The organism is Nocardia sp. NPDC052001, from assembly GCF_040680615.1.
In the GTDB taxonomy this organism is placed as follows: domain Bacteria; phylum Actinomycetota; class Actinomycetes; order Mycobacteriales; family Mycobacteriaceae; genus Nocardia.
This window is the reverse complement of record NZ_JBFAXC010000003.1, coordinates 75,431-90,215: the sequence shown is the minus strand read 5'-3', so window position 1 is coordinate 90,215 and position 14,785 is coordinate 75,431. Positions and strand designations below refer to the sequence as shown.

Annotated in this window: 15 protein-coding genes; 8 read left to right on the top strand and 7 right to left on the bottom strand. The window is 66.9% G+C overall.

Translation table 11 applies throughout. The annotated features are described in order from the left end of the window. Window position 1 precedes the first annotated feature (1 nt). Window positions 2-1,363: a lipase family protein gene (locus AB0L82_RS15860; protein ID WP_364636380.1), complete on the top strand. Its 1,362-nt coding sequence runs from the start codon at window positions 2-4 to the stop codon at window positions 1,361-1,363. Between the two features lie 126 nt (window positions 1,364-1,489). On the opposite strand, the gene gnd is transcribed toward AB0L82_RS15860, so the two are convergent. Further along, entirely contained in the window at window positions 1,490-2,518 is a 1,029-nt protein-coding gene (gnd, locus tag AB0L82_RS15855; RefSeq protein WP_364636378.1) for a phosphogluconate dehydrogenase (NAD(+)-dependent, decarboxylating), read from the bottom strand. 340 nt (window positions 2,519-2,858) lie between these two features. On the opposite strand from gnd, the gene AB0L82_RS15850 reads away from it, so the two are divergent. Beyond that, window positions 2,859-4,607, top strand: coding sequence for a VanW family protein (locus AB0L82_RS15850; RefSeq protein ID WP_364636376.1), 1,749 nt, complete (start codon window positions 2,859-2,861; stop codon window positions 4,605-4,607). 186 nt (window positions 4,608-4,793) lie between these two features. Here the strand turns inward: AB0L82_RS15850 and AB0L82_RS15845 are convergent, their stop codons facing one another. Further along, window positions 4,794-6,620: an acyl-CoA dehydrogenase gene (locus AB0L82_RS15845; RefSeq protein WP_364637898.1), complete on the bottom strand. Its 1,827-nt coding sequence runs from the start codon at window positions 6,618-6,620 to the stop codon at window positions 4,794-4,796. Window positions 6,621-6,904: 284 nt separating this feature from the next. Between AB0L82_RS15845 and AB0L82_RS15840 the strand changes: the two genes are divergently transcribed. Next, a complete protein-coding gene (locus AB0L82_RS15840; protein ID WP_364636374.1) occupies window positions 6,905-7,507 on the top strand; it encodes an alpha/beta family hydrolase in 603 nt (200 codons plus the stop codon). 9 nt (window positions 7,508-7,516) lie between these two features. Here AB0L82_RS15840 and AB0L82_RS15835 read toward each other — a convergent pair whose 3' ends face one another. The 3 genes from AB0L82_RS15835 to AB0L82_RS15825 form a co-directional block, all read right to left on the bottom strand. Continuing rightward, window positions 7,517-8,230, bottom strand: coding sequence for a class I SAM-dependent methyltransferase (locus AB0L82_RS15835; protein ID WP_364636372.1), 714 nt, complete (start codon window positions 8,228-8,230; stop codon window positions 7,517-7,519). A 140-nt stretch (window positions 8,231-8,370) separates the two neighbouring features. Next, the gene (locus AB0L82_RS15830; RefSeq protein ID WP_364636369.1) at window positions 8,371-9,480 is read right to left on the bottom strand and encodes a DUF4185 domain-containing protein; all 1,110 of its coding nucleotides are present in this window, start codon (window positions 9,478-9,480) and stop codon (window positions 8,371-8,373) included. Window positions 9,481-9,705: 225 nt separating this feature from the next. Next, a complete protein-coding gene (locus tag AB0L82_RS15825) occupies window positions 9,706-10,650 on the bottom strand; it encodes a helix-turn-helix domain-containing protein (protein ID WP_364636366.1) in 945 nt (314 codons plus the stop codon). Window positions 10,651-10,759: 109 nt separating this feature from the next. On the opposite strand from AB0L82_RS15825, the gene AB0L82_RS15820 reads away from it, so the two are divergent. Then, the gene (locus AB0L82_RS15820) at window positions 10,760-11,683 is read left to right on the top strand and encodes an NAD-dependent epimerase/dehydratase family protein (protein WP_364636363.1); all 924 of its coding nucleotides are present in this window, start codon (window positions 10,760-10,762) and stop codon (window positions 11,681-11,683) included. 4 nt (window positions 11,684-11,687) lie between these two features. On the opposite strand, the gene AB0L82_RS15815 is transcribed toward AB0L82_RS15820, so the two are convergent. Together AB0L82_RS15815 and AB0L82_RS15810 are read right to left on the bottom strand one after the other, a co-directional pair. Further along, on the bottom strand, window positions 11,688-12,440 hold the full coding sequence (locus tag AB0L82_RS15815) for a crotonase/enoyl-CoA hydratase family protein (RefSeq protein ID WP_364636360.1): 753 nt from the start codon (window positions 12,438-12,440) through the stop codon (window positions 11,688-11,690). Window positions 12,441-12,467: 27 nt separating this feature from the next. Beyond that, on the bottom strand, window positions 12,468-13,247 hold the full coding sequence (locus AB0L82_RS15810; RefSeq protein WP_364636357.1) for an alpha/beta hydrolase: 780 nt from the start codon (window positions 13,245-13,247) through the stop codon (window positions 12,468-12,470). Window positions 13,248-13,343: 96 nt separating this feature from the next. On the opposite strand from AB0L82_RS15810, the gene AB0L82_RS15805 reads away from it, so the two are divergent. The 4 genes from AB0L82_RS15805 to AB0L82_RS15790 all read left to right on the top strand — a co-directional run bounded on the left by AB0L82_RS15805 (window position 13,344) and on the right by AB0L82_RS15790 (window position 14,781). Further along, window positions 13,344-13,568, top strand: a complete 225-nt coding sequence (locus tag AB0L82_RS15805; protein WP_364636354.1) for a hypothetical protein — start codon at window positions 13,344-13,346, stop codon at window positions 13,566-13,568. Beyond that, window positions 13,555-13,851, top strand: a complete 297-nt coding sequence (locus tag AB0L82_RS15800) for a hypothetical protein (protein WP_364636351.1) — start codon at window positions 13,555-13,557, stop codon at window positions 13,849-13,851. Before AB0L82_RS15805 ends, AB0L82_RS15800 begins: the two co-directional genes overlap by 14 nt. A 49-nt stretch (window positions 13,852-13,900) precedes the next feature. After that, a complete protein-coding gene (locus tag AB0L82_RS15795; RefSeq protein ID WP_364636348.1) occupies window positions 13,901-14,230 on the top strand; it encodes a hypothetical protein in 330 nt (109 codons plus the stop codon). 104 nt (window positions 14,231-14,334) lie between these two features. After that, window positions 14,335-14,781: a hypothetical protein gene (locus AB0L82_RS15790; protein WP_364636345.1), complete on the top strand. Its 447-nt coding sequence runs from the start codon at window positions 14,335-14,337 to the stop codon at window positions 14,779-14,781. Window positions 14,782-14,785 lie beyond the last annotated feature (4 nt).

The window sequence follows — 14,785 nt, the reverse complement described above, 5'->3', positions numbered from 1 at the left end:
CATGCGACGCACACTTCCCGCCGTACTGTTCGCCGCGGCCGTCCTGCTGTCGGGCACCGCCGTGGCGACCGCCGAACCGGCGAGCCCCGTGACTCCGGTGAATCCCGCGGCTCCGGTGAATCCGGTGCCCGGAATCGACCGGGTCTTCAACGGATTCGTCATCGGCACGCTGAACACCGCCGAAAACGCTTCTCCGGAGGAGAAATTCGAGGCACTGCTCGCGAATGACCCCTTCTATCAGGAGCCTCCGCTCACCGGTGCCGAAAAGCCCGGTGACATCCTGAAATCCAAGCCCGTCGACGTGATGTTCCTGGGCGTCAAGCCGACGACGGTCGACGCGCACAAACTGATGTACGTCACAACCGCGCCGGACGGCGTCACCCCGGTCATCAGCACCGGCATCCTGATGATCCCCAAGGACGGTAAACCCGCCGCCGAACGCCGCCTCATCTCCTATCAGGAGGCGAACGACAGTGTCGGCTGGTCGTGCCATCCGAGTACGCAGTGGACCGGCGGCGCGCCCCTGGACGGTTCGTCCTGGTCGGCATTGGGCCCGCTGGCGCTCATGTTCGACAAGGGCTACGCGGTGATGATCTCCGACGTCGGCAATGACGCGGACCGCGATCCGCACGGCGTCTTCGTCGGCACCTACTCCGGGCACGCCCAATTGGACGGCGCGCGTGCGGCATTGCGGCTTCCGGAGTCCGGGTTGAGCAATGACACCCAGATCGCGCTGTTCGGTATCGCGGGCGGCGGTGTGGGAGCGGCCTTCTCGGCGGAAATGGCGCCGGCGTACGCGCCGGAGCTGGACATCAAGTCCACGCTGCTGGAGGGCATGGTCGTCGATCCCGCCAATTTCATGCGCGTCACCAGCGGTTCGATCGGTTCGGGCTTCGCGCTCGCGACGCTGCTCGGCCTGGAGCCGTGGTATCCGGAGATGCGGGTGAACGACAAGCTCAATCCCGCCGGGCAGGCGCTGGCGAACTTCTATCGCACGCAGTGCCAGGTGCCCGCCTATTTCGGGCTGCCGTTCGTGCCGATGGAGGCGCTGTTCACCTCGGGCCGCAATCCGGCCGACGAGCCGGATTTCCAGCGCGCGTTCGCGAACAATGTGCTGGGGCGCAATGGAACTCCGACATCGAAGATCATGATCTCCTCGTGCGCCAAGGATGATTCGCCGATGTCGCTGGTGCCCGCCGCGGACGCCAGGAATCTCGCCGAGACCTATCGCGGTCAGGGCGCGGACGTCACCTACGCCCCGACCGATTGCGGCATGGAACGCTTCATCACCGATATGTACGGCTGGGGCGTCGACCTGTTCGGCATGCAGACCATCGACTGGATCGACGGCAACTTCGAATGACACCCCTATCGAAAGGAGCCGCCCGATGATGGCCATCGTGGACGGTGTGGTTTACCTGCTCACCTTCGGACCGCTGGCGGTCGCGAAGATGCTGGCGCAGGCACTGGGTCTCTGATCTCCGGCTCGCTAGGTCTTCGGTAGTTCGTGATGACCGCCGAAGGCCTGGCGCATGGCCGACAGCACCTTGTCGGCGTACAGCGATTCACCGCGTGAGGAGAAACGCTGGAACAGCGCCGCGGACAGCACCGGCGCGGGCACGCCCTCGTCGATGGCGGCGTCCAGCGTCCAGCGGCCCTCACCGGAGTCGGAGACATTGCCGCCGAACGAATCCAGGTTCGGATCGGCGTAGAGCGCCGCGGCGGTGAGGTCGAGCAGCCAGGAGGCGACCACCGAACCGCGCCGCCACACCTCGGTGACCTCGGGGATATCGATGTCGTATCGGTAGAACTCGGGATTCTCCAGGGGTGTGACCTCGGCCGAATGCTCGGTGTCCTGTTCGTTGCCGACGTTGGCCCGGTGCAGGATGTTCATGCCCTCGGAATACGCTGCCATCGCGCCGTATTCGATGCCGTTGTGCACCATCTTCACGAAATGTCCCGCACCGGCGGGGCCGCAGTGCAGGTAGCCCTCTTCCGAGGTGGCGGGGGTGCCGGTGCGCCCGGGGGTGCGCGGGGCCGTATCCACGCCCGGGGCAATGGATTTGAGCAGCGGTTCGACATGGGCGACCGTCTCGGCCTCCCCGCCGATCATCAGGCAGAAGCCGCGCTCCAAACCGAATACGCCACCCGAGGTTCCGATATCGAGGTAGTGAATACCCTTGGGCTGGAGCGCCTTCGCGCGCTTGATGTCCTCGTGATAGCGGCTGTTGCCGCCGTCGATGATGATGTCACCGGGTTCCAGCAGTTCGGCGACCTGATCGATCACCGCGCCGGTCGCGCCCGCCGGAATCATCACCCACACCACCCGGGGCGTCTCCAGCATGGCGACGAACTTGCTCAGTTCGGTACTGCCGGAGAAGCTGTCGCCGAGTTCGGCGCCGAGTTCGTCGATATGCGAGCTCTTGCGTTCGAAGCCGACGGCGGTGTGCCCGTCCCGGACGATGCGCCGCACGATATTGGCGCCCATCCGGCCCAGGCCGATCATTCCGAGCTGCATGTCATCTCCTCGAGTCGTCCCGAACCACGGGCGGCCCCGGGTTCTACTGACTGTTCCGGTGCGATCGTCTTGATTGTCCCAGTTCCGGTTGCCGGAAGTTTTTTCCGGTCTCATCGGGAAGGTGTGTAACGCCCTCGAACGGGTGTCGATAAAGGGGTGGCTCCGTGCTGTTGCCAGACCCCCGACCCGGCAACCGCACGGAGCCTCTCTTCGTTTCCGGTGCCGTATTGCGCAGAAGTAGCTGCGAGCCTGGAAGAACCCCCGTGTCGGAGCCGCCCACTATGGTGGGTGGCGGACTCGCGTGTGCGAGTCCGGATTCAACCATTTGGGAGGATGGTTCGTGACCAGCGGAAGTCCCGGGCGGCACGCGCGTGCGCGACAGACCCCGGCCGAACCTTCGACACCCGTACGCCAGTTCCTGAACTCGCCGACGGCCCGCCGCGCCGGGATCGCGGCGGGTGTGCTGATGGCGGTCGGAGGCATCGCTTTCGCGGTGGATTGGACGCTCTCATCCGGGCAGACGCCGCGTGGCGTGCAGGTAGCGGGCATCGATATCGGCGGGCTGCAGCGCGCACAGGCGCAGACCCGGCTGGAGCTGGAACTCGATAAGCGTGTCGCACAACCGCTCACGGTCGAGATCGGGGATGTGCGCGCCGATCTGGTGCCGCGCACGGCGGGCCTGTCGGTGGACTGGGACGGCACCTGGGATCGCATCGGCGGTCAGCCGCTGAACCCGTTCACCCGGGTGTGGTCGGTGTTCACCACCCGGCGGGTGGAACCCGCGACCCTGGTCGACGACGCCGCCATGACCGCACAGCTGGACGCGCTGCGCGCCAATGACCGCCAGCCCGTCGAGGGCGGCATCGTCTTCGACCAGGGCAAGCCGGTGCCGGTGCACCCGGTGCCCGGGCGGGTGCTCGATGTGGCCGCCGCGCGCGCCCAGCTCGTCGGCCACTGGGCCGACGGATCGGTGCTGGATCTGCCCGCCGTCGAGAAGCAGGCCCGGGTCAGCTCCGCGGCGGTGGACAGGGCGCTGCGCGAGATCGCCCAGCCCGCGGTGCGCGTCCCGGTCACCTTCACCGGGAAGGGCGGCAATGCCGTGCTCGATCCCGCCCAGCTCGCGGGCGTGCTCGTCTTCCGGCCGAACGATCAAGGCGCACTGGAGCTCTCGTACAACCGGGACGCGCTGATCGCGGCGCTGGAACCGCAGTTGAAGCCCACCGTGGTGGAACCCAAGGACGCCACCTGGACGCTGTCGGGCAGCCGCGCCACCCTGGTGCCCGCGGTGGTCGGCGATGCCGTCAACTGGGATAAGACCTTCGAAGGTCTTCCCGCCCTGCTGATTTCACCCGGCGACCACGCCAAGGCCGTCGTCTACGAACCGGTGCAGCCCAAGCTGACCACCGCCGACGCCGAGAAGTTCGGTGTGGTGCAGCCCGTCGGATCGTTCACCACGGGCGGTTTCAGCGGTCCGTCCGGCGTGAACATCCGCACGGTGGCGCGCAAGGTGGACGGTGCGGTGATCCGGCCCGGGGATGTGTTCTCGCTCAACGACTTCACCGGCACCCGCGGTGTGGCGGAGGGCTATGTCGAGTCCGGCATCATCGATCACGGCCGCCCGAGCACCGCGGTCGGCGGCGGTATCAGCCAGTTCGCGACCACGCTCTACAACGCGGCCTACTTCGCCGGTCTGGAAGACGTCGACCACACCGAGCACAGCTACTACATCTCCCGGTATCCGGCCGCCCGCGAGGCCACGGTCTTCGACGGCGCGATCGATCTGAAGTTCCGCAACAACACCCCGTACGGCATCTACATCGAGACCATCGGCGGTGACTCGGAGCTGACGGTGCGCCTGTGGAGTACCAAAACCGTTGAGGTGGAGTCGATCACCGGTGACCGCGTGAAGCCGACCGAGCCGAATACGGTGACGCTCCCCAAGGGCAAGAACTGCATCGCCTCGGAGGGCGCACCGGGTTTCACCACGTCGGATACCCGAATCATTCGAGATGCCAAGTCCGGCAAGGAAACCTACCGCCACACCCGCACCGTCAAATACGACCCCATCCCGATCGTGAAGTGCGAGTGAGCTGAGATCCCTTCGCACACAGGTTATCCACCGCCTGTGGATAACCCTTGGGATGACTTGGGATAGATCACAAACAGGAGTTGGGGCCCGGAATCCTCCGGGCCCCAACCTTTATCCACAGACAGCGGTGCGCCCCCGGGAGTCATCCCGGGGGCGCACCGATTGCTATCGAGCCGCGGGCTCAGGTCAGAACGCGGCCTCGTCCAGCTCCATGATGTCGTTGTCCAGGTTCGACAGGATGGAACGGGTGGCGGTCAGCTCCGGCAGCACGTTGCGCGCGAAGAACTGCGCGGTGGCGACCTTGCCGGTGTAGAACGCCTCGGTGGAGCCGTTGTCCAGGGCCTTGATGGCGACCTCGGCCTGCTGCAGCAGCTGCCAGCCGATGAGCAGATCGCCGACGGCCATCAGGAAGCGGACCGAGCCCAGGCCGACCTTGTACAGCTCCTTCGGGTCCTGCTGGGCGCCCATCAGGTGCCCGGTCAGGGTGGCGGCCATGGCCTGCACATCCTCGAGGGCGGTGGCGAGCAGCTTGCGCTCGGCCTTGAGGCGACCGTTGCCGCCCTCGCGCTCGATGAACTTCTGCACCTGGCCGGCCACGTGGGCCAGCGCCACACCGCGATCGCGGGCGATCTTGCGGAAGAAGAAGTCCTGCGCCTGGATGGCGGTGGTGCCCTCGTACAGCGAGTCGATCTTGGCGTCGCGGATGTACTGCTCGATCGGGTAGTCCTGCAGGAAGCCGGATCCACCGAAGGTCTGCAGCGAATCGGTCAGGTACTGGTAGGCGCGCTCGGAACCGACACCCTTGACGATCGGCAGCAGCAGATCGTTGACGCGGAACGCCAGATCCTTGTCGGCGCCCGAAACCAGTTCCGCCACATCGGCGTTCTGGTGCGCGGCGGTGTACAGGTAGATGGCGCGCAGGCCCTCGGCGTACGCCTTCTGCATGGCCAGCGAGCGGCGCACGTCCGGGTGGTGGGTGATGGTCACGCGGGGCGCGGCCTTATCGGTCATCTGGGTCAGGTCGGCGCCCTGCACGCGGATCTTGGCGTACTCCAGCGCGTTCAGGTAACCGGTCGACAGGGTGGCGATGGCCTTGGTGCCCACCATCATTCGAGCGTTCTCGATGACGTCGAACATCTGCGCGATGCCGTTGTGCACTTCGCCGACCAGCCAGCCCTTGGCGGGCACGCCGTGGCCGCCGAAGGTGACCTCACAGGTGGCCGAAACCTTGATGCCCATCTTGTGCTCGACGTTCGTCACGAAGACGCCATTGCGCTCGCCGAGGGTCTCGGTCTCGAAGTCGAAGTGGAACTTCGGTACGTAGAACAGGGACAGGCCCTTGGTGCCCGGTCCGGCGCCCTCGGGGCGAGCCAGCACCAGGTGCATGATGTTCTCGAACAGGTCGTCGGAGTCGCCCGAGGTGATGAAGCGCTTGACGCCCTCGATGTGCCAGGAGCCGTCTTCCTGCTTGACGGCCTTGGTGCGGCCCGCGCCGACATCGGAACCGGCGTCCGGCTCGGTCAGCACCATGGTGGCGCCCCAGTTGCGGTCGGCGATCGCCTGAGCCCACTTCTTCTGCTCATCGGTGCCGTTGTTGTAGAAGACCTGCGCGAAACCCGCACCGGCGGCGTACATCTGGGCCGGGGGGTTGGCGCCGAGGATCATTTCGCCGAGCGCCCAGGTGAGGGCGGACGGGGCGCCGAGGCCGCCGAGCTCCTCGCGCACGCCGACCTTGGCCCAGCCGCCGTCCTCGAGGGCGCGGTAGGACTTCTTGAAGGATTCGGGGAGAGTGACCGTGTGGGTGGCCGGATCGAAGGTCGGCGGGTTGCGGTCGCCGTCCTCGAAGGAGTCGGCGAGCGGGCCCTCGGCCAGGCGACGGACCTCGTTCAGCATTTCCTTGGCGGTCTCGGTGTCGAGGTCGCCGTAGGCGCCGCCGTCCAGGAGGGAACCGAGGCCGAGCACCTCGAAGAGGTTGAACTCGAGGTCGCGGACATTGCTCTTGTAGTGACCCATGGTCGTACTCACTCTCCATTGAGATGGGTGCGGTTCGGTTGTGCCGTTCCCGCCCGTTGGTCCACCGAGTAGACACCGTAAAGCTAGCGCTACTGACGGGTAACTTAAGCGCCATGTTACCCATGGGTAAGGGCCGTCTCAAGACGATCGAGGCCAATGTGATGAAAGGCACCCGCGCCGCTCAGGGGCCGCATCCCGGCCGAATCGGCGGTGATCCTATACCCGCTGATCAGCGGCCGGAGCGGCGCGCGAATTCACAGCCGCGCAATCGCTAGCGTGAGGCGGTGCGCATCGAAACCAGCGCCGGTCCCGCCGAGATCGACATCGCGCGACCCGCGAAGAAACCGCCCGCCTTCCTGCTGCTGCTCACGCACGGTTCCGGCGGCGGCGTGGATGCGAAAGACCTGCTCGCCGTGCGTGATTCGGCCCTCGAATCCGGTGGTGCGGTGGTCCTGGTGACCCAGCCCTATCGAGTGGCGGGCCGCCGCGCCCCCGGCAAGGCCGACGTGCAGGACGCCGCCTGGCTGGAGATCATCACCGCCGTGCGCAGGAAGTTCCGCGGCGTCCCGCTCATCCAGGGCGGCCGCAGCAACGGCGCGCGCGTCGCCTGCCGCACCGCTGTCGCGGCGCAGGCCAAGGGCGTTGTCGCCCTGTCATTTCCACTGCACCCGCCCGGTAAGCCGGAGAAATCCCGCCGCGAGGAACTCCTCGACGTCGGCGATATCCCGGTTGTGGTGGTGAACGGTGCCCGCGACCCCTTCGGCATCCCCGACCCCGCCGACGCCACCGAGGTGAAAGTCATTCCCGGCCAAGCGCATTCCTACCGCGCGGGCTTCGACGACATCGCCGCTACGGTCACCCCTTGGCTGCTCCGCTGGTCCGCCTAGGTCAACCGGTCAGCTGCCGGTCGGTGCGGGCCCTTCCAGGGCAGGGGCCTCTTCCTCCGGGATCGGTTTGGTGGCCACGACCAGCGCGTCGATGGCATCGCGTTCCTCGGTCGGGCGGTGTACCCGATCCGCCACGCGGATGCGCAGATCGTCGCCGGTGGGGGCGAGATCGTCGACGATATCGTTCGGGGTGAAGGTCAGTGCCGGATCCTGTTCGCCGCCATAGCCTTCGGTGAGATTCGAGGTGTCATTGCCGAGTACGAGCAGAGTGCCGCCGGGGGAGAGCATGCCTGCGGCGCTCAGCAGCAGGGCGCGGCGGTCGGCGGCGGGCAGGTGCACGAAGGCCAGCAGGATCAGCTCGTACGGTCCGGTGAGTCCGGCGGCGAGCAGGTCCGTCACATCCGCGAAATGCCAGCTGATGCGCCCGCGCACGGACCGCGACAGTCGCGAGGCGACGGTGCGCCCCTTGTCGATGCCCGCCTGTGCGTAGTCCACGGCATCGACCTGCCAGCCGTGCGTGGCCAGCCACAGCGCGTTGCGTCCCTCACCGCAGCCGAGGTCCAGCGCCCGGGGCAGTTCGGGCCGCGGTTCGCCGATCCCGAATCCGGTCAGCGGCAGTCGCCGCTCCAGTCCGAACACCTGCTCGACCACGGTGTCGTTCGGCGGTGCGCCCCACACCAACTCGGTGCTCGAGTAGTGCTTGTCCCAGCCGTCGGCATCCATGCCCCCGAGTCTAGAAGCCGACCCGAAACACGACTCGGCCGCGAGTCGGCCACCCCGCCCGAGCCGAGTGCTTCCCCCTCCTCACGCACCTCGGCCGCGAACACCTCAGTGTTCGCGGCCGAGTTCCGAGCTTGCCCTCGCTAGAGGGTGGTGTGCATCAGGATCACGTTGTACTGGCTGTGGACGGTTGTGAGGAAGTAGAGATCACGGCCGGTTTGGTACGGGAAGATCGACGGTGCGTACGCGGTCGGGAGTTCCCGGGTGTCGATGAGCACCTCGGGTCCGCTCCACGGCCCCTCCGGATTCGGTGCCCGGTACATGACCACCGAGTTCCACGGATCCGTGGTGAGCATGATGTATTGCCCGAGATAGTCATTCCACTGCACCGACATCTCGGCGATGCCGCCGCCGATGACCGGGGTGGCTCCGTCCACGTCACCGCGCTTCCACTGATCGTCCACCCAGTATTCGTATGCTCCGAGGTCGCCGATGGCCGCCTCGGGGACACGTGCCACGAATGCCGGATTATTGCGGCCCGACGCGGTGCCGTATTCGTAGACGAAGCCGCCGTTCTTGACGAACGAGTTCATCTGGAAGTTGGCATTGCCGCGATCGTCGGGGCGGCGGGTGGCGGGCAGTTCCACCCAGTTCTCGCCATTGTCACCGGAGACGGCGAGACCGGAGAAATTGGTGGTCCACTGGCCGACATCGTCCCAGCTCTGCACGGACATCAGGCTCATGAATTGGGTGCCGCCGACCGAGATGGCCGCGGTGGGGATGCGGCTGATCTCCAGGAACGGGATCTTCGGGCTGGGGATGAGATCGCGGGCCTGGCCGAAGATATCGCGCACGACGCTGTCGAAGTAGATGCCGTTGGCCGGATTCCGGGTGTGCGAGCGCACGAGAATGTTCGAACGCCAGGCCCAGGTGCTGCCGACCAGCAGATTGGGGAAGCCGAGGCCGGCGGTGTCACCGAAGGTGGTGAGCATTTCGCCGTTGCCGTTGTCCCACATGATGCCGAGGTCGGTCCCGAGCACGTTGTAGGCCTGGGTGTTGTTGGGGCTCTGCATACCGGTGACCTGGAAGACCGCTTTGGTGCGACCGGGCAGCTGGGGTAGCCCATTGGTGCCGTTGAGCACCGGAATCGGATTGATGGCATTGGGATTGGCTGCGGCCGGGCCTGTCAGCGTGAGAAGCAAGGCCGAAGCACCTGCGATCGCGGACAGCAGCACGGAGGCGGACTTGGTCAATGCGTGGTCCTCCGGTTCTCGCCGAAAATCATGCGCGACCACACGATATGTGACGGACCGCACAAGATGTTCGGCTCGCTGGCAAAGTGTGAAAATGCTAACAGCGGAACTCGGGCTTGCGGGAGAGCTATCGGGATTGTTTGCCGTGAATTGGCTTACCGGTATCGATTAGAGCACCGTTTCGGGTTTGAACTGCGCAGATGTGGATACCGGCGCGTCGCCCAGCTACCGCCTGCGGCTGAACGCAACGCGATAGCCGCTCGGCGTCAGCCCATTCCGGCGCAGCAGATGTTGACGCAACGATTCGGCGGTGCCGAGTCCGGACCGCCGCGCGACTTCCTCGATGGACAGCCCGGTTGCCTCCAGCAACTCTCTGGCGCGATCCACTCGCTGGTGCAGCAACCACTGCAGTGGGCTCGCACCGGTCTCCTCCCGGAACCGCCGGGTGAGGGTGCGAGTGCTGACATTCGCGTGCGCCGCGAGGTCGCGCAGCGCGAGCCGCTGCTCCAATCGCGCCAGCGCCCACTCCCGGGTCGCCGCGAGCGACGCGCCGGTCTCCGGCGGCAGTGGTGTCTCGATGAATTGGGCTTGGCCGCCGGGCCGGAAGGGTGCCATCACCGCCAGCCGCGCGACCGCGTTGGCGGCGACCGCACCGTAGTCGGCGCGAATCATGTGCAGGCACAGGTCGATTCCCGCCGCGAGTCCGGCGGAGGTGAGAATCCGGCCGTCGTCGACGAACAGCACATCGGGTTGCAGATCCACCGCGGGGAAGCGCTCGCGCATCTCATCGGAGAACAGCCAGTAGGTGGTGGCCGGGCGGCCGTCCAGCAGTCCGGCCTGGGCCAGTACGAACGCGCCCGTGCAGATGGAGGCGATCCGCTTGCCCTGGGCCGCAGCGGTTCTCAGGACATCCAGCACCCGCGGATCGCCTTCGGCGCGGGCTCCGGTTCCGGTGACGATGAGGGTGTCCGCGGTCGCGGCCGCGTCCAGTCCGCGCTCGATCACCACGGGCGTGCCGTTGTAGCCGGGCACGATGCCCGGATCGGGCGTGCACAGCGTCACCTCATATCCGGGCGCGCCGTCGATGACCGTGGCGGGGAAGACCACCTCCGGAATCGACAGGTCGAAAGTGGTCACCGGCGGTACCGCTACGACCGCGATCCTGTGCATGGCTCGATCCTTGGGATATCTGGCTTTCCGGCCACTACCGTACCCGGATCCGGCTCGGCAGAGTGGTTTCCGGGCCGCCGCACGGGCGGCCGCTGGGAGAGGAATTCCGATGTCACTGCACGTCGTCGCCGGTGCCGGGGGTACCGGAAGTCGTACCGCGCTCGAACTCGCCGCGGCCGGGGAACGGGTCCGGCTGGTGAGCCGCCGCGGCCTCGGACCGGCGCATCCGCGCATCGAATTGGCGGTGGGGGACACCACCGACGCGGACCGGATGAGCGAATTGGCCACGGGGGCCGCGAGTCTGATCAACACCACCTGGCCCGCCTACGATCGCTGGCCCGCCGAATTCCCGCCGATCGGTGCGGCGCTGCTGACCGCGGCCGAGCGGACCGGCGCGGGATACGTCTCGCTGAGCAATACCTATGGCTACGGGCGGGTGGACGGCGCGTTCACCGAGGATCTGCCGATGGCTCCGATCGCGGTGAAAGGCGCTGTGCGAGCCCGGATGTGGCTGGACGCTCTCGCCTTGCACGAGGCGGGCCGGGTGCGGGTGACCGAGGTGCGGGCGTCCGCGTTCCTGGGGCGCGAGGCCGCCACCTCGGTGTACAACATGTTCGTCGTGCCGAAACTGCTTGCCTGGGAACCGGTGTCGTATCCGGGCGATCTCGATGTCGAGAAATCCTGGTCGTATATCGGCGATGTGGCCCGAACCCTGGCGGGGGCCGCTCGTTCCGAGATTGCCTGGGGACGGGCCTGGCATGTGCCGTCCAACCGGATCTCGGTGCGCGAGTTGACCACTCGGATCGCCGCGGCAGCGGGGGTAGCGGCACCGGCCTTCGTGCCGATGACCCGGCACGAGCTGGCCTGGGCCGGGCTGGAGAATCCGGTCATCGCCGAGATGATCGAAATGTATTACGCCCTCGAACATCCCGATGTGCTGGACGCGACCGTGACCGAGCGTGCGCTGGGGCTCACCGTCACCCCGATCGAGGCGGTGATCGCCGAAACGATCACCCTGCCGATCGCCGCCTGAATCGCTATTCGGAGCCTTTGCCGAGAGCTTGGCGGATGATCAGCGGCAGCTGGGTGGCGCGTTCGATGGCCAGGGTGCGCCGCACCGAGGACTGCCAGCTGCGGTCGAAGAGCTTCTTGGCGCTCGCGACGGCGTGCGGGGAGCGGGTGGCGATGCGGTCGGCGAGCTTCTCGGCGGCGGCCAGCGGATCGGCGCTCACCTCGGTGACCAGGCCGATGCGTTCGGCATAGGCGGCGTCGACCGGATCGGCGGTCATGGTGAGCAGCAGCGCCTGATCGATGCCGATCAGGCGGGACAGGGTGGCCGCACCGGTCATATCCGGGATCAGGCCGTGCTTGGCCTCCATCACCGAGAACTCGGAATCCGGTGTGACGAAACGGAAGTCGGCCGCCAGCGCGATCTGCAACCCGCCGCCATAGCAGCGGCCGTGCACGACGGCGATGACCGGCTGCGGCAGGCGACGCCAGGCCCAGCAGGCTTCCTGGAAGTCATTGGTACCGGTCCACGGCAGCGGTACGAACGAGCGCACCACGTCCAGCGGATTGCTCATGGCCTTGGCGACGTCCAGGCCGGAGGAGAAGCTCGGGCCGTTGCCGGAGAGGATGACCGCGCGAATATCCTTGCGGCCCCCGATGGTCCGGGCGACGCGGGCGAGTTCGCGGAGCATATCGATGGTGAGGCCATTGTGCTTGTCCGGCCGGTCCAGGGCGACGTAGGCGCGGTCGCCTTCGAAACGCAGGGAGACGTTGTTGCTCATGGTCTTTCCTCTTCGGCTGCTCGGGTGTCAGTCCAGCTGATCCAGCAGCAGCCGGGCGCAGCCCGCCGGATCGTCGTAGAACGGGGTATGCCCGCTGCCGTGCAGCGTGACATGCCGCGCGCCCGGCAGTGCCTCGCGGGCGCGCCGGGCCTGGGTGGCGTATGTGAGCAGAATGTCACGATTGCCCCAGGCGATGGTGACCGGGATGCTGTCCAGCCGGGTGCGGTCGGGCAGCCGGAAGTCGGTGAACGAGGCCAGTGCGGCGTCGAAGCCGCCCGCGCCGAGCAGGCCCTCGACGGTGTCGACGGCGATCGCCGGGTCCAGCGCCCATGACTTGCCGAACACCAGGCTCAAGAAGGTGGTGCGGCCCGCGGCATTGCCGAGCAGCGCCGGGACCGCCGGATGCAGCACTTTGGTCAGTTGTTTGGCGCGGCCGAGCGCCTGCTGGCACCAGACGCGGCCGGGGGTGTCCCAGAATCCGATGGGGGAGTAGGCGGTGACCGAACGCGCCAGCCCGCGCGCGGCGAGGTCGAGGATGATGCCGCCGCCCATGGAATTGCCTGCCAGGTGCGGGTTTTCGATGCCTTCGGCGGTGAGGAATTCGACCAGGGCGTCGGCCAGGGTGGACACCGTGGTGTCCGCGAGCGGTTCGCTGCCGCCGAATCCGGGTAGATCCACCGCGATCACATCGAAGGAGGCGGCGAGGGTGTCGATGATCGGTTCCCACACCTGCCAGCGGCTGCCGACGCCGTGCACGAGGACCAGGGGGTCGCCGGTGCCCGCGCGATGGTGATTCAGCTTGGCCATGCATCGACCCTAACAGTCGTTGGCCGTGTGCCAATTGAGCTTTTCGGCCCTCGAACAGCCCTTCCTTCCCCGGTCGTCGGCGGTACGATAAAAGGTATGGCAACCCGTAAGGTGACCCTCTCACTCGATGAGGCGTCCTGGGCGTATGCCGAGCAGGCCGCGGCCCGCGCGGGTATATCGCCCTCCGCATGGATATCGCGCGCCGCGCGCCGGGAGGCCGTGCGCACCGGCTGCGGTCCCGGTTTCGATCCGGTGCAGCAGGCCGTCGACGACGAAGCGGAATTGGCCGCCGCCGAGAAGGAGTTGCGTGCGCAGGGGTGAACTCTGGGTTTATCACCCGCACGGTTCCGAACGAGTTCGCAATATCCTGCTGATCAGCAGCGACGGCATCAATGAGTCGCCGCGGCCGTGGCTGATCGCCGCCGAGGTGATGGATGAGGATCCGCGCGATATTCTCGCGGTGCCGATTCCCGGGTACGGCTGGGTGCACGCGGGCAATCTCGGTCGTATCTATCGGGGCTGGCTCGAGGAACGCGTCGATGCCGTGGATACCGAGACCGCCGAGCGAATCGACACAGCGCTGCGCGCCGCCATGGATCTGTGAGATCGTTCCTGCGGCCCAACCACATTGATTCGTGAGAAGTGAGGAACCCGTGCGGATTTCCCTGATCGCCGCCGCGCTCGTGGCACTGCCGCTGCTGGCGGGCTGCGGTAGTGATGACAAGCCTGCGGCCGTCTCCCAGGACGACATCTCGAAGTCGCTGCAGAACGGCGGCCTCAAGGATGCCAAGCTGGCCGACTGCGCGGCGAAACTCTTTGTGAACGAGGGGATTTCACAGGACGGCCTGCGTCTCATGATCAAGAGCGACAATAAGAGCGCCACCGGCACCGATCCGGAATCGCTCGGCATGTCCACCGCGGACGCGGACAAGGCACGCTCGGCCACCAATAAGATCGTGAGCGAGTGCCTGAAGGGCAACTAGTCTCCGCACCTGCGTTTTTGGCGTTTCGCTAGCCGATCGTAAGTACCTGCGCGCACTCTCGGGTGACGGCGAACCCCCCGCCGCCCGAGAGATCGAGGAATGCGATGAGGAAATCCGTAATCGCGGCAGCGCTGCTCGCGCTGCCTCTGCTCGCCGCGTGCAGCACCAACGACAGCACCCCCGCCAACCTGGTTACGGCCAGCTCCGCCCCCGCCGCTGCGGTGACCACCACCGCGAGCCCCGGCGGCACCACCGCCACCACCTCCCCCGCCAAATCGGGCGCCCCCACCACCTCGGGCACGGCCACCCCCGGCGGCTCCACCCTCACCGCCCCGCAGATCTCGAAGTCCCTGCAGGACAAGGGCGGCCTGGACGCCAAGACCGCCGACTGCGTAGCCGGCATCTACATCGACACCGGCCTGTCCGACAGCGGCATCCAAAAACTCATCGACCACGGCTACAACAACCCGGCCACCCTCAACCTCACCTCCGAGGACTTCCGCAAGGCCGGCGCCGCCGTCAAACGCATCACCACCGAATGCGTGAAGTAGCCGT

What these genes read in the sequence shown, in the direction of transcription:
- AB0L82_RS15860 (WP_364636380.1), top strand. Translation starts at nt 2, where the DNA reads ATGCGACGCACACTTCCCGCCGTACTGTTCGCCGCGGCCGTCCTGCTG.
- gnd (WP_364636378.1), bottom strand. Translation starts at nt 2,518, where the DNA reads ATGCAGCTCGGAATGATCGGCCTGGGCCGGATGGGCGCCAATATCGTG.
- AB0L82_RS15845 (WP_364637898.1), bottom strand. Translation starts at nt 6,620, where the DNA reads ATGGGTCACTACAAGAGCAATGTCCGCGACCTCGAGTTCAACCTCTTC.
- AB0L82_RS15835 (WP_364636372.1), bottom strand. Translation starts at nt 8,230, where the DNA reads ATGGATGCCGACGGCTGGGACAAGCACTACTCGAGCACCGAGTTGGTG.
- AB0L82_RS15825 (WP_364636366.1), bottom strand. Translation starts at nt 10,650, where the DNA reads ATGCACAGGATCGCGGTCGTAGCGGTACCGCCGGTGACCACTTTCGAC.
- AB0L82_RS15820 (WP_364636363.1), top strand. Translation starts at nt 10,760, where the DNA reads ATGTCACTGCACGTCGTCGCCGGTGCCGGGGGTACCGGAAGTCGTACC.
- AB0L82_RS15815 (WP_364636360.1), bottom strand. Translation starts at nt 12,440, where the DNA reads ATGAGCAACAACGTCTCCCTGCGTTTCGAAGGCGACCGCGCCTACGTC.
- AB0L82_RS15810 (WP_364636357.1), bottom strand. Translation starts at nt 13,247, where the DNA reads ATGGCCAAGCTGAATCACCATCGCGCGGGCACCGGCGACCCCCTGGTC.
- AB0L82_RS15805 (WP_364636354.1), top strand. Translation starts at nt 13,344, where the DNA reads ATGGCAACCCGTAAGGTGACCCTCTCACTCGATGAGGCGTCCTGGGCG.
- AB0L82_RS15790 (WP_364636345.1), top strand. Translation starts at nt 14,335, where the DNA reads ATGAGGAAATCCGTAATCGCGGCAGCGCTGCTCGCGCTGCCTCTGCTC.